Source organism: Streptomyces sp. NPDC045431 (assembly GCF_040646655.1).
In the GTDB taxonomy this organism is placed as follows: domain Bacteria; phylum Actinomycetota; class Actinomycetes; order Streptomycetales; family Streptomycetaceae; genus Streptomyces.
This window is the reverse complement of the sequence record NZ_JBEZAQ010000003.1, coordinates 505,261-519,122: the sequence shown is the minus strand read 5'-3', so window position 1 is coordinate 519,122 and position 13,862 is coordinate 505,261. Positions and strand designations below refer to the sequence as shown.

Here is a 13,862-nt window from a genome sequence, read left to right as displayed (position 1 = left end):
CCATGTCTCAGTCCATGTACGCCCCGCAGCAGCCCCAGCAGCCGCAGCACGGCCGGCCGGAGAAGAAGCGCGGCTGGTTCGCCCGCCACAAGGTCCTCACCGGCCTGGGCGCGGTCGTCGTGGTCGTCGCGATCGCCTCCGCGGTCGGCTCGGGCGGTGACGACTCGTCCCCCAAGGCGGCGTCGGGCGACACCAAGGGCAAGCAGGAGCAGCAGGCCAAGCCCGAGGAGGCGAAGAAGGCGCCCTCGATCGCGGGCGACGGCGACCACGAGGTCGGCAAGGACGTCCAGCCCGGCCTGTACCGCACGAGCGGCAACGACGACGGTCTCTGCTACTGGGAGCGGGCCAAGGACTCCACCGGCGAGACCGACTCCATCCTCGCCAACGACAACGTCACGGGCACGAGCTACGTGCTCCTGAAGGCGAGCGACAAGATCTTCAAGTCCTCCGGCTGCAAGGACTGGGAAGCCGTCGACGAGAAGGCCGCCGGGACGCCCAAGGCGGAGGCGAAGGGCGACGGCGGCATGTACAAGGTGGGCGCGGACCTCGCCCCCGGCACGTACAAGTCCACGGGCAACGAGGACGACATGTGCTACTGGGAGCGCGCGAAGGACGCCTCCCACAGCTCGGACGCGATCCTCGCGAACGACAACGTCTCCGGCACGGCCATCGTGAAGATCACCGCGAGCGACGCGTACTTCAAGACGACCGGCTGCAAGGACTGGGTCAAGACGGGCTGACGCCCCCCCTGCGGGGAGCACCACTCCCGGCACCGGCCCCAGGAGCCTCCCTCCAGGGGTCTCCCGCCCCGAAGCCTCGGCCCCAGGTGCCTCGTCCGGGGCACCTCGCACCCAGGCGCCCCCTCGGAAACCTCTCCGCCGGCCTCACCCCCCGGGTGATGCACCTCCGGGGGACCTCGCCCCCAGGCGCCCCCTCCCGGAAACCTCTCCGCCGGCCTCACCCCCCGGGCGACTCACCTCCGGGGCACCTCACCCCTGGGCACGCCCGGGCGCCTCACCTCCGGGCACCCTCACCTCCGGGACCGCCTCACCCCCGGGCACGCCTGGGCACCTCCGGGCACCCCCGGGACACCCCCGGGCACCTCCACCCAGGGGCGCCTCGCCCCCGCCGGCCTCACTCCTGCTCCACCGTGACCGTCAGCGCCGCGTCCCGTACGTCCGCCACCGGGTGGCGGCGCAGCGCGCGCAGGGCGGCCCGCCAGGACGCGGGCCAGCCGAGGCGGACGCCGAGGGTGTGCACCAGGTCGACGGCCAGCAGTCCGGCCCCCGGGTCGCCCGCCGCCGCGCACCCCTCGGCGGCGGCCAGCAGCGGCGCCGGGTCCTGCGCCCGGTGCATGACCGCGACCCGCGAGCCCAGCCGGCCGGCGATCCGGGCGGCGAGCACCGGCCTGCCGTCGACGGCGTCGGCGACGGCGCGCAGCCGGGCCGTCAGCTCCGACGGCTCCGCGTCGAGGTCCACGAGGCTCACGAGGAGCTGGGCCCGGGCGGCCGCGAGGGACGGCTCGGCGGCCAGCTGCGCGGCGACCGCCTCCACCACAAGGCGGGCGCCGGCCGCCTGGCCCTGATCCGCGGGCAGGTTGCCCACCAGGGACAGCAGCCGCTGCCGGGCCGGCAGGTCACGGTCCTCCAGCGCCTCGTACTCCCCGGCCGCGACGGCCCTGAGCAGCCGGGCCACCGTGTCGTGGAGCAGGCTCCCGGGCGCCGCGCCGCCCAGCGGGTGCGGCAGACCGGAGACGGCGAGCGTCGCGACGGCCTGCGCGGCGCTGCGCCACGGGCGCTGCCAGTTGTCCGCTCCGAAGCGCTCCTCCAGCGCGGTGACCGTGCCGACCAGGACGTCCGCCACCTCGGGTGCGTCCGCGGCCCAGCGCGGCAGTCTCTCCAGCGCGGCCACCGCGACATCGCGGTCGGCGGACCGGCACACCTCCCCCACCAGCCGCGCGTACCGGGCCCGGTGGGGGGCCGGCACGGCCCCGTACTCCGCGCCCACCAGCGCCCGCAGCACCTGGTCGGCGCCGGCGCGCGCGGCCTCCGTGAGGACCGCCCACGCCTCCTCGCGCCCGAGGAGTTCAGTGCTCGCGGCGACCACGGCCGCCTGGACGTCCGGGTGGGCGCCGGGCGCGCGGTACGCGGCCGCCAGCAGCGCGGCGGCGCGGTGCGGCGGCAGGTGGCGGGCCGCGAGCCGGACGGCCTCCTTGCGGCTGGTCACCTTCACGCCGTCGCTCGCGGTCAGCAACGCCCGCAGTCGGCCGTCCAGTTCGGAGGGCGCGGCATAGCGGGCGGCGCGCCCCGCGGCGTACACGGCGACCCGGGCGCGGTCGCCTCCGGCGTGCGCCAGCAGCAGCGGCAGGGCGAGCTGTGGCTGCTCGGTCCACACCAGCGCGCCGAGAGCGGCCTCGACGAGCACCACCTCGGCCGGCCCGTCCCCCTCCGCTCCCCGCGCGTACCGCAGCGCGAGCGCCCGCCCGTGCACCGGCAACGCGGCCGACGCCCGGAGCACCGCGGCCCGCTCGTGGAGCGGCAGGGTCGCGTCCGCGACGGCCTCGGCGGCCAGCCGGGCCGCCGCCGCCTGCTGGCGGGGCAGCCACCGGTGGGCGTACCCGAAGAGGGGCAGGGGGCGGCGGGTGCCGGGCTTGAGGAACCGCCCGTACGGCGGGGTCCCGCCGATCACGGTGTCGAGGAGGTCGGTGCGGCGGGCCGCCAGCACGTGGTGCAGGGACGGCAGGACGGCCGCCGACGGTTCGAGGGCGAGGATCCGCCCGGCCCGCTCGTCGCGGGTCGCGGAGGGTTCGAGCCACAGCCGCGCCGCGGTCTCGAAGGCGCTGTCGTCGCCGGACTCCAGGACGTCCTCCAGCATCCGCTGGAGGGGCTCCATCCGGTGGGCGCGCGGCCCGAGCGCCTGGACCAGCGCGAGGAGCGGGCGGTGGTCGCCCTTGTGCGCGGCCGCTTCCAGCCAGGGCCGCAGGGCTTCGAAGAGCCGCTGTTCCTGGCCGCGCGGCAGGCCGCGGTGGAGGGCGCCGAGGTCTCGGACGCCCACGTGCCCGGCGATCCGCTCCAGCGCGGACAGGGCCCAGTCGCGCAGGGCCGCGTCGCCGTCCGGCACGTGGGCGCGCAGCACCGCGAGGGCGAGGCGGCGCAGCGCGCCCCGGGTGCGCGGGGAGCCGTCGCGCGCCTCCAGCGCGTCGCGCACGACCTGGTCGAGGGCGCCCACGCACGGAGCCGTGAACAGCTCGGCCCGTACGCCGGCGAGCGCTTCGAGCGCCGCCGCACGCACCGGCTCCTGTTCGTTGCGGAGCCGTGTGCTCATCAGGTCCAGCAGGTCGCGTACGTCGGCGGCGTCGCCGGACGCGTCCACGTTGGCGGCCAGCAGCGGCCAGACCAGCGCCCGTTCGGTCGCGTCGGGCCGCCGCAGCGCCTCCAGCAGTTCGGGGCGGGCCTCGGCGACCGGGCAGTGGGCGAGCGTCTCCAGGATCTCGGTCCAGTACCACCCCTCCGCGCGGCCCTTGCGCACCCAGTGGCGGGCCTCCGCCCACCGCCGTTCGCGCGGCAGCACGGCGAGCACCGCGTCCGCGATCGTGGCCCTGCCGTCCGTCCCCTCCATCGCCGTGTCGAGGAGGTCATCGCGGCGCCCCGGCGCCACCGCCTTGAGCAGCGCGGCGAACTGCTCCGTGCGGCGCACCCAGTGGCGGGCGAGCGCGGGCAGGGAGGGCGGGTCGGCGCGCGCGATCCGCCGCAGCACCGAGTGCGACAGCAGCGGCTCGTAGCGCTGCGCCGGGCGTTCCGGCGAGATCAGCCACCGTACGACGCGCTCGGCGTCGGCATCGGCCAGTACGCCCAGCTTGTCCCACAGCGGCGCCGGCAGGACGCCGGGCCCGTACGCCTCCAGCAGTGCGAGCACCCGCAGCGGCCGGGCGGGCGCGGCGGCCGCGACCCCGCGCGCGTGCGCCTGCCACCAGGCCGCGCGCAGATGGAGCGGCTGCGCGGCGAGTTCGCGTGCGGCGTGGTCGAGGACGGCGTCGGGGTGACGGCGGCCGAGCTGCGTCCACGACTCGACGGCGTACGCGAGCGCGGGCAGCGTCCGCGCCACGAACGGCGCCGAGCACACGGACAGCAGCCGCGCGGCCTCCGCGTCCCCCCACTCCTCGCGCAGCCGCTCCACCAGGCGCTCGGCGAGCGCCGTGCGCCGCCCCCGCTGTACGACGCGGGTGAGGGCGCGCCGGGTGGCCTCGGAGGCGTCCCCGTACGCGGCCTCGATCACGGCGTCCGGCAGCGGGAGGGTACGGGCGGCGCGCAGCGCGTACCCGCGCACCACCTCGTCGGGGTCGGTCAGCCGCTCCGCGAGGAAACCGGCCTGCCGCCCGGCGAGCGCGGCCATCGCCGCGAGCCGCCGCGCGTAGGGGCCCTCGTCGCCGCCGAGGCCGTCCCACTCCGCCAGGACCTCGGGGAGTGCCCCGTCCCGCGCCAGATCGCGGGCCGCGCGGGCGAGGTGCCGCAGCCTCCGCGCGTGCGGGAGGGGTTCGAGGTCGGCGAGCAGGCGTGCGGCGGTACGAGACATGGGGGTGATTGTGTCCTGAAACGGCCACCGCGCCGCACTGATTATCGGACCACTGGCTGCTGTACGGGGGTTCAGCCCTCGCCGCACTGCCGCAGCATCGCCTCCTTGTCCGCCGCGGTCACCGGGAGCGCGTACTTGACGGCCACCTGCGAGAAGCGCACGGCGTAGGCACACCGGATCCCCTTGTCCGGTGGCAGCCAGGACGCCGGACCGGAGTCGCCCTTCGCCGAGTTGGCGCGCCCTTCGACCGGGAGGAGGTTCAGCGGGTCGTTCGCGAGCTGTTCGCGCTTGCTCTCCGGCCAGCGGGAGGCGCCCATCTGCCAGCTGTACGACAGCGGCACCACGTGGTCTATCTGCACCTCGGCCGCGTCCTGCTTGCGCCACTCGATGGTCCGGCCGGTGTACGGGTCCGCCAGCGTCATCGCCATGACCACGCAGTCGGACCCGTCGCGGAACCGCAGTCGCCGCCCGTCGCGCCGCAGCAGGTCGTTGCGGGTGTCGCAGCCGTTGCGGGCCAGCGGTACGCCGTCGGCCGTGTCCATCCAGGCGTAGCCGAACTCGTCGCGGTCGTACCCGGTCTTCGGCCCGCGCCCCTTCACCGCCACGCGCTCCAGGAGCCGCCGGGCCTCGGCGCGCTCGCCCTCGGAGGTGAGGGGCGCGAGGCCCGGCTTCGTACCGTCGGGGTTGTCGAGCGGCCGGACGGCGCTCGACGAAGAGCCCGGCGGCCCTGACGCACCGTCGTCCGCACCGCCGTCCGCACCGGGACCGCACCCGGCGGCGAACGTCGCGGCACCGGCCAGCAACACGGCGGGCAGAACCCTTCGGGGCGTACGCATGCCCGAATCGTAGGGGCTGGGCGGGAGCCGGACCCCGCGGTGCTCCACCTTTCCGGTCCCGAGGGCCCGTCAGCCCCAGGGGAGCGGGACACCCCCGGCGGCGGCCCTCCTCACCGGCGCGCGTCCATCCCCACGTGACGCCGACCCTCGTGACACACGTCACACGCGTCCGGCCCGTCGGCATGTCACATCCGGGCCGGGCCGCTCCGTCCTTGCCGTGTAACCGTCACCACGGCAAGGAGAACACCATGGACGCCCGCCTCAACCTCTTCAGCAGCCCCCTCGCGCCCCAGCTCATGAAGTACCTCGGCGCGGCGGGCAAGGTCATCACGGACTCGGCCCTGCCGGCCGCGACGCAGGAGCTGGTGAAGATCCGGGCCAGCCAGATCAACGGCTGCGGCTTCTGCCTCGACATGCACACCAAGGAGGCCGCCCACGCCGGGGAGACCGCCCTGCGCCTGAACATGGTCGCGGCCTGGCGGGAGGCCACCGTCTTCACCGACGCCGAGCGCGCCGCACTGGAGCTCGTCGAGCAGGGCACGCGCATCGCGGACGCGGCCGGTGGCGTCACGGACGAGGCGTGGGCGAACGCCGCCCAGCACTACGACGAGGAGCAGCTCGCCGCGCTGGTGTCCCTGATCGCCCTCATCAACGCCTACAACCGCCTGAACGTGATCGCCCGGCAGCCGGCCGGCGACTACGTGGTGGGCCAGTTCGGCTGACCCACCACGCCGCCACGCCGCCAGACCGCCAGGCCGCCACGAGGGCACGGCCCACCCGGCGCCACGCCCACCCGGCCGCGCGGGCCCACAAGCCCCACGGGCCCTACGAGCCCAGGATCGTCGTCAGGAACTCCCCCGTCCACGCCAGCAGTTCGCGGCCCACCACCGGCTTGCCGCCGATCTTGCCGGTGGTCGGGCGGGGGACCAGGATCTGGTGCGTCTGCGGCTTGATCACCGTGCGCGGGTACAGGCGCTTGAGGCGCAGCTCCTGCGACTCGCGCAACTCCACCGGCCCGAAGCGGATGTTGGGGCCCTGCAGGACGATCTCGCCGACGCCGCAGGCGCGGGCCAACATGCGCAGGCCCGCCACCAGCAGCAGGTTCTCGACGGGCTCCGGGAGCTTGCCGTAGCGGTCGGTGAGCTCCTCGCGGACCGCCTTGACGTCCTCCTCCGAGTTCGCCGAGGCGATCGCCCGGTACGCCTGGAGGCGCAGGCGCTCGCCCGGCGCGTAGTCGTGCGGGACGTGCGCGTCGACCGGCAGCTCGATCTTGACCTCCAGCGGCGGCTCCTCCTCCACGCCGCCCTCCAGCGACGCGCGGTAGTCCGCCACCGCCTCGCCCACCATGCGGACGTACAGGTCGAAACCGACGCCCGCGATGTGGCCGGACTGCTCGCCGCCGAGGAGGTTGCCCGCGCCGCGGATCTCCAGGTCCTTCATGGCGACGTACATGCCCGCGCCCATCTCCGTGTGCTGGGCGATCGTCGCCAGCCGCTCGTGGGCCGTCTCCGTGAGCGGCTTCTCCGGCGGGTAGAGGAAGTACGCGTACCCGCGCTCCCGGCCACGGCCGACGCGGCCGCGCAACTGGTGCAGCTGCGACAGGCCGAAGTTGTCGCCGCGCTCGACGATCAGGGTGTTGGCGTTGGAGATGTCGATGCCCGACTCGACGATGGTCGTGGAGACCAGGACGTCGAACTTCTTCTCCCAGAAGTCGACCACGACCTGTTCGAGGGCGGCCTCCGACATCTGGCCGTGGGCGATGGCGATGCGCGCCTCGGGCACGATGTCCCGCAGCCGGGCCGCCGCCCTGTCGATCGACTCGACGCGGTTGTGGATGTAGAAGACCTGGCCCTCGCGCAGCAGCTCGCGGCGGATCGCCGCGCCGATCTGCTTCTCCTCGTACGGGCCGACGAACGTCAGGACCGGGTGCCGCTCCTCCGGCGGGGTGGTGATCGTCGACATCTCGCGGATGCCGGTCACCGCCATCTCCAGCGTCCGGGGGATGGGGGTCGCGGACATCGTCAGCACGTCGACGTTGGCGCGCAGCTTCTTCAGCTGCTCCTTGTGCTCGACGCCGAAGCGCTGCTCCTCGTCGACGATGACCAGCCCCAGGTCCTTGAACTTCGTCTCGGACGAGAAGAGGCGGTGCGTGCCGATGACGACGTCGACCGAACCGTCCTTCAGCCCCTCCAGCGTCGCCTTCGCCTCCGCGTCGCTCTGGAACCGGGACAGCGCCCGCACGACGACCGGGAACTGCGAGTACCGCTCGGAGAACGTCCCGAAGTGCTGCTGCACCAGCAGCGTCGTGGGGACGAGCACGGCGACCTGCTTGCCGTCCTGCACCGCCTTGAACGCGGCGCGCACCGCGATCTCCGTCTTGCCGTAGCCGACGTCGCCGCAGACCAGGCGGTCCATCGGGACCGTCTTCTCCATGTCCTCCTTCACCTCGGCGATGGTGGACAGCTGGTCCGGCGTCTCCGCGTACGGGAACGCGTCCTCCAGCTCCCGCTGCCAGGGCGTGTCCGGGCCGAAGGCGTGGCCGGGCGCGGCCATCCGGGCCGAGTACAGCTTGATCAGGTCGGCGGCGATCTCCTTGACCGCCTTCTTCGCCCGGGCCTTCGTCTTCGTCCAGTCCGCACCGCCCAACCGGTGCAGGGTCGGTGCCTCACCGCCCACGTACTTGGTGACCTGCTCCAGCTGGTCGGTGGGGATGTACAGCCGGTCGCCGGGCTGGCCGCGCTTGGCGGGGGCGTACTCGACCAGCAGGTACTCGCGGGTCGCGCCCTGCACCGTGCGCTGCACCATCTCGATGTAGCGGCCGACACCGTGCTGCTCGTGGACGATGTAGTCGCCGGTCTCCAGCGTGAGCGGGTCGATCGTCTTGCGGCGCCGCGTCGGCATCCGCTGGCCGTCCTTGCCGGCGGCCTTCTGCCCCGACAGGTCCGTCTCGGTCAGGACGGCGATCTTCAGGCCCGGGTCGACGAAGCCGTACTCGATCGAGCCGCACGCCACGTGCACGACGGACGGCGAGATGTCGGTGAGGTCCCCCTCGAGGCGGGCCGCGATGCCCTCGCCGCCCAGCACCTCCACCGTCCGGGCCGCCGGGCCGTGCGCCTCCGTCACGAAGACCGTGCGCCAGCCGTCCGCCAGCCAGCCCTTGGTGTCGGCGAGCGCGCGGGCGGTGTCACCGCGGTACGACTCCGGGGCGTGCATGCCCAGTTTGAACGTGTCCCCCGCCGCGTCAGCGGCAAATGTCTCCGTCAGCTCGTCGTCGGCGGCGAACGGCGACACCGACCACCACATCATCCCCAGCTCGCGCGCCCGGTCCCGGACGTCCGCGATCCCCCACAGCGACGCCGCACCGAGGTCGATCGGCGCCTCGCCGCCCCCGGCCGTGGCCGCCCACGACGCCTGCAGGAACTCCTGCGACGTCGCCACCAGGTCCGCCGCCCGCGTGCGCACCCGCTCCGGGTCGCACACCACCGCCATCGAGCCCTTCGGCAACACGTCGAGCAGCAGCTCCATGTCGTCCACGAGGACCGGCGCCAGGGACTCCATGCCCTCCACGGCGATCCCCTCGGCGATCTTGCCGAGCAGCTCGCCGAGCTCCGGGTGCTCCTCGGCCAGCGCCGCCGCACGCGCCTTCACCGACTCCGTCAGCAGCAGCTCCCGGCACGGCGGCGCCCACAGCCCGTGCTCGGCGACCTCCAGGGACCGCTGGTCGGCCACCTTGAAGTAGCGGATCTCCTCGACGTCGTCGCCCCAGAACTCGACCCGCAGCGGGTGCTCCTCGGTCGGCGGGAAGACGTCCAGGATCCCGCCGCGCACCGCGAACTCGCCGCGCTTCTCCACCAGCTCCACGCGCGCGTACGCCGCCGCCGCGAGCCCCTCGACCACCTCGTTCAGGTCCGCCTGCTGCCCGGTGCGCAGCGACACCGGCTCCAGGTCGCCGAGCCCCTTCACCTGCGGCTGCAGCACCGACCGCACGGGCGCGACCACCACCGAGACGGGGCCGGCCGCCGGGTCGTCCGCCGACGGGTGCGCCAGGCGCCGCAGCACCGCCAGCCGGCGGCCCACGGTGTCGGAACGCGGCGAGAGCCGCTCGTGCGGCAGCGTCTCCCACGCCGGGTACTCCACGACCGTGTCCGGGGCCAGCAGGCTCCGCAGCGCCGCCGCCAGGTCCTCCGCCTCCCGCCCGGTCGCCGTCACGGCGAGCACCGGCCGCCCCGCGTCCCGGGCCAGCGCGGCCAGCGCGAACGGGCGTGCGGCGGGCGGGCCGACCAGGTCGACATGGCTCCGGTCACCGTCGGCCGCCGCCTTCACCGCTTCGGCGAGGGCGGGGTCCTTGACGACGGCGTCGAGCAGACCGTGCAGGCTCATGGAGGCTTCCATCCCGAGGTAATGGGGCCCCGACGTGTGGGGCGAGGGGCAACGCGAACCGCCCGACACGTCTCACGGGCCGGGGGTTCCCAGCCTACGACGTCGTCGGCACACCCGCGTTCGAAACAACCCCCGGCCCGTCCCGGACACGTGCCACCCCGATGTCAACCGGAACCGTGTCCCCCTGCGTATACGTCACGAAACCCGTTCCGCCCGATTCCACCCGCGCCGCTGGGAGCCGCATTGACCGAAGAGGAGTTCCACGACCTCTACGCTCGCTCCGTCACGCGGCTCGTCGGCCAGCTCTACCTGATGACCGGCGGCTACGACTACTGGACCAAGCTCGGCGACGGACCCGGACCCCTCACCGGCGCCGAGACGAAACTGCGCACCCTCGCCTGGGTCCTGCTGCCCACCAGCGGCCTGCTCGCCCTGCGCTCCCCGCTCCTCCTGGCCGCCGCCCCCACCCTCGGCTGGCGCTTCCTCTCGGGCGACCCCCACTACTGGTCCACCGCGTGGCACTACAGCGCCGTCCTGATGCCGGTGCTCTTCCTCGCCCTCACCGACGCCGCCGACATCGCCCGCCGCAGCCCACGCCCCTGGCTGCGTACGTACGCGGACCGGCTGCCCGCCTGCACCGCCGCGGCCGCGCTCGCCCTGACCACCACGCTGCCCCTGGCGTCGCTCACCGAGGCGCGGACCTACCGCGAACCACCCCGGGCCGTCGCCGCCGAACAACTCCTGTCCCGGATCCCGGACGGCGCCACCGTGGAGGCGAACGTCGGCCCCATCAGCCGCCTCGCGGGCCGCTGCCGGGTCCTGTGGATCGGTGACCCGCGCAACCCCGCCCCGGAGTGGATCGCCATCGACAACGCCTCCGGCTGGGTCCGCGACCCGCTCGCCTACGCCGAGCGGCTCCACCCCGACGCCCGCTACCACGCCGCGGACACGGCGGCCGGCTTCGTACTCCTCGAACGCCGCGCCTGACCACCGGACGGCTCGCCGGGGCTTCTCCATCCGCGGGGCGGGGTGAGAAGCTGGGCCGACGGATATACATGCATAGGGAAAGGACCCGACTCGGTGACCGACGCGATACCCGACGCCGCGTCCCCGGACACGGGTCCCACCACCCCCGCCCGGCCCGGCACCCGCGGCCGACGCGGCCCGGTCGTCGCCGCGCTCATGCTCGGCATGGCGCTGGCCGCGCTCGACGGCACCGTCATCGCCACCGCCGTACCGCAGATCGTCGGCGACCTCGGCGGCCTCTCCGTCTTCTCCTGGCTCTTCTCCGGCTACCTCCTCGCCGCGACCGTCACCCTCCCCGTCTACGGCAAGCTCTCCGACACCTTCGGCCGCAAGCCCGTCCTCATCGCCGGCATCATCCTCTTCCTCCTCGGCTCCCTCCTCTGCGCCGCCGCCTGGAACATGGCCTCCCTGATCGCCTTCCGCATCGTCCAGGGGCTCGGCGGCGGAGCGCTCCAAGGCACCGTGCAGACCATCGCGGCCGACCTCTACCCGCTCAAGGAGCGCCCCAGGATCCAGGCGCGGCTCTCCACCGTCTGGGCGACCTCGGCCGTCGCCGGCCCCGCGGTGGGCGGCCTGCTCGCCGGGTACGCCGACTGGCGCTGGATCTTCCTCGTCAACCTCCCGGTCGGCGCCCTCGCCCTCTGGCTGGTCGCCCGCCACCTGGTGGAGCCCGCCCGTCCGCGTACGACGCCGGTACGCGTCGACTGGCCCGGCGCCCTCGCCGTCTTCGCCACCGGGACGCTCCTGCTCACCGCCCTCGTCCAGGGCGGTGTCGCCTGGCCGTGGCTCTCCGCCCCGTCCCTGGCCCTCTTCGCGGGCGCCGCGCTGCTCGCCGCCCTGGCCGTCGTCATCGAACGCCGGGCGGCCGACCCGATCATCCCCGGCTGGGTCTGGCGCCGCCGCACCATCGCGGCCGTGAACCTCGCCCTCGGCGCACTGGGCCTGCTGATGGTGGCCCCGACCGTCTTCGTCCCCACGTACGCCCAGACCGTCCTGGGTCTCGGCCCCATCGCCGCCGGGTTCGTCCTCTCCGCGATGACCCTGTCCTGGCCCATCACCGCGGCCTTCTCCAACCGCCTCTACACCCGCATCGGCTTCCGCCTCACCGCGGTCACCGGCATCACGCTGGCCATGCTGGTCCTGCTGGCCTTCCCCCTGCTCCCCTACCCCGGCGAGCCGTGGCAGCCCGCCCTGATCATGCTGCTGCTCGGCGGGGCGCTCGGCCTCTTCCAGCTGCCGCTGATCGTGGGCGTCCAGTCCACGGTCCCCTGGTCCGAACGCGGCACCACGACCGCGTCCGTGCTCTTCTGCCGCCAGGTCGGCCAGAGCCTCGGCGCCGCCCTCTTCGGCGCCCTCGCCAACGCCGTACTCACCGCCCGCCTGCCCTCCGGCGACCTCAACGACCCGGCGACGCTCACGCCCCGGGCGGTGGACGCGGCCGTCGACCACGTCTTCACCGCCGCCGCGGGCGCCGCGCTCCTCGCCCTCCTCGTCCTGCTGATCCTCGCGCCGCGCCGCTTCCCGGTTCTGTCGGCCGACGAGTGAACGCGCCGCGGGCGGACCGCATCTTCTCCGGCATGACGTTCGGGATGAAGACGATCGGGGCGGGTCTCGCGGGTGGGGCTGCGGGCGGGGCTGCGGGTGGGGCGGTTTTCGGGGCGGCCACCTCTGTCGTCAACGCGCTCTCCTCCCCGTACGTCGGGCTCGGCACCCCTCTGGCGGGCACCGTCTGGGGCGATGCGGCCAAGGTGCTCAGCCTGCTGATGGACGTCGGCTGGGCCTGGGCCGCCCTCGCGGTGCTGATGGGCTTCGCGGCCGCGAGCCCGGCCCGCGGGGCGGTGACCGGCGCGCTGGCGCTGCTCGCGGCGACGGCGACGTACTACCTCACGGACTCCGTGGTCCGCGGTGAGCCGCTCACCTGGTACGCGGGCGACCTGGCCCTGTGGTGGACGGCGAGCGTGCTGCTCGGGCCCGCGCTCGGTGCCGTGGGCGCGTCGATCCGGCGCCCCGGGGCGACCGGCCTGCTCGCCGGACTGACCGTACCGGTCGGGGCGGCCGCCCAGATGCTCCTGCTCCCGCCCCGGCCGGGCCCCGTCCTCACCCCGCAGATCGTGGTGGCCGAGGCCCTCGTCTGGACGGCCGCGGCGATCGGCGCCGCCTGGGCCGTCCACCGCTACGTGACGACCCGGCGCGCGCTGTCACCCAGGACGACGGCGGGGTAGGACGGGGCGGCGGGCGTCAGCCCCCGCCGCCCCGCCCCGGCGGACCGGGGCCGCCGCACGGCACACGCCCGGAGGGCGGTGCGGGCGCGGGGCCCTGTGGGCAGGGGCGGTTGGACCCGTGCCCACCACGGCGGCGGCGCCGGGGCCGCAGGCCCCGCCGCGGGGAGCCCGCCCCGCCGGGAGCCCCGGGTCCCGTGCCTCCCACGCCCCACGCCGCCACGAGGGCCATGAGCCGCAGGCGCGTACGGTCCCGGCCCAGGAGCCCGTGCGTTCCGCACCCACACCGTCAAGAGGGCTGCGAGCCCCGGGTCCCGTACGCACCCGGACCCGAGGCCCGTCCGTCGCGTACGGCTCACGCCGCGTCCGGGTCCGGATCCGCCGGGCGGCCCGTCAGGGACGCGAGGCTTTCCCTCACGTGGGCCATGTGCTCCCGCAGCCCCTCGCGTGTCTCCGCGTGCTCCAGCAGCAGCCGCTCGGTCTCCTGCTCCACGCGCTGCTCCTCCACGCGCGCCTCGGCCAGCAGCTCCGCCGCCCGCGCCTCCGCCTCCCGCTCGCGCTGACGCGCCATCTCCTCCGCCTCGGCGTACACCTTCTCGGCCTCCGCCAAGTGGCCCTCCGCCTCCGCGATGAGCTCCGCCAGCCGTTCCTTCTCCTCCGCGCGCCGCTCGGCCAGCTCCTGCTCCACCGACTCCCGCTGCTCCGCGTGCACCTTCTGCTGCGCCGCCATCAGCGCCTCCGTGCGCTCCCGCACCTGCCGGAGCTCCGCCTGCGCCTCGCCGCGCGTACGCTCGGCCTCCGCCCGGGCCTCGGCCCGTACCTCCTGCGC

At 74.9% G+C, this 13,862-nt stretch carries 9 protein-coding genes; 5 read left to right on the top strand and 4 right to left on the bottom strand.

What is annotated here, in order from left to right; all coding sequences use genetic code 11:
• Positions 1–2 precede the first annotated feature (2 nt).
• A complete protein-coding gene (locus tag AB0A69_RS10930; RefSeq protein WP_361418255.1) occupies positions 3–740 on the top strand; it encodes a hypothetical protein in 738 nt (245 codons plus the stop codon).
• Positions 741–1,134: 394 nt separating this feature from the next.
• On the opposite strand, the gene AB0A69_RS10925 is transcribed toward AB0A69_RS10930, so the two are convergent.
• Both AB0A69_RS10925 and AB0A69_RS10920 read right to left on the bottom strand, forming a co-directional pair.
• Positions 1,135–4,572 carry a hypothetical protein gene (locus tag AB0A69_RS10925; RefSeq protein ID WP_361418252.1) on the bottom strand — a complete coding sequence of 1,146 codons (3,438 nt, stop codon included), beginning with the start codon at positions 4,570–4,572 and terminating at the stop codon, positions 1,135–1,137.
• A gap of 71 nt (positions 4,573–4,643) precedes the next feature.
• On the bottom strand, positions 4,644–5,408 hold the full coding sequence (locus AB0A69_RS10920) for an HNH endonuclease family protein (protein WP_361418249.1): 765 nt from the start codon (positions 5,406–5,408) through the stop codon (positions 4,644–4,646).
• A 248-nt stretch (positions 5,409–5,656) separates the two neighbouring features.
• Between AB0A69_RS10920 and AB0A69_RS10915 the strand changes: the two genes are divergently transcribed.
• Positions 5,657–6,130, top strand: a complete 474-nt coding sequence (locus tag AB0A69_RS10915; protein ID WP_361418246.1) for a carboxymuconolactone decarboxylase family protein — start codon at positions 5,657–5,659, stop codon at positions 6,128–6,130.
• Between the two features lie 103 nt (positions 6,131–6,233).
• On the opposite strand, the gene mfd is transcribed toward AB0A69_RS10915, so the two are convergent.
• Positions 6,234–9,788 carry a transcription-repair coupling factor gene (gene mfd / locus AB0A69_RS10910; RefSeq protein WP_361418243.1) on the bottom strand — a complete coding sequence of 1,185 codons (3,555 nt, stop codon included), beginning with the start codon at positions 9,786–9,788 and terminating at the stop codon, positions 6,234–6,236.
• Positions 9,789–10,031: 243 nt separating this feature from the next.
• On the opposite strand from mfd, the gene AB0A69_RS10905 reads away from it, so the two are divergent.
• From AB0A69_RS10905 to AB0A69_RS10895, 3 genes are all read left to right on the top strand, one after another.
• Positions 10,032–10,775, top strand: coding sequence for a DUF2079 domain-containing protein (locus AB0A69_RS10905; RefSeq protein WP_361418240.1), 744 nt, complete (start codon positions 10,032–10,034; stop codon positions 10,773–10,775).
• A 105-nt stretch (positions 10,776–10,880) separates the two neighbouring features.
• Entirely contained in the window at positions 10,881–12,359 is a 1,479-nt protein-coding gene (locus AB0A69_RS10900; RefSeq protein ID WP_361418462.1) for an MFS transporter, read from the top strand.
• 32 nt (positions 12,360–12,391) lie between these two features.
• Entirely contained in the window at positions 12,392–13,036 is a 645-nt protein-coding gene (locus AB0A69_RS10895) for a hypothetical protein (RefSeq protein ID WP_361418237.1), read from the top strand.
• Positions 13,037–13,388: 352 nt separating this feature from the next.
• Here the strand turns inward: AB0A69_RS10895 and AB0A69_RS10890 are convergent, their stop codons facing one another.
• Positions 13,389–13,787: a hypothetical protein gene (locus tag AB0A69_RS10890; protein ID WP_361418234.1), complete on the bottom strand. Its 399-nt coding sequence runs from the start codon at positions 13,785–13,787 to the stop codon at positions 13,389–13,391.
• Positions 13,788–13,862: the final 75 nt, after the last annotated feature.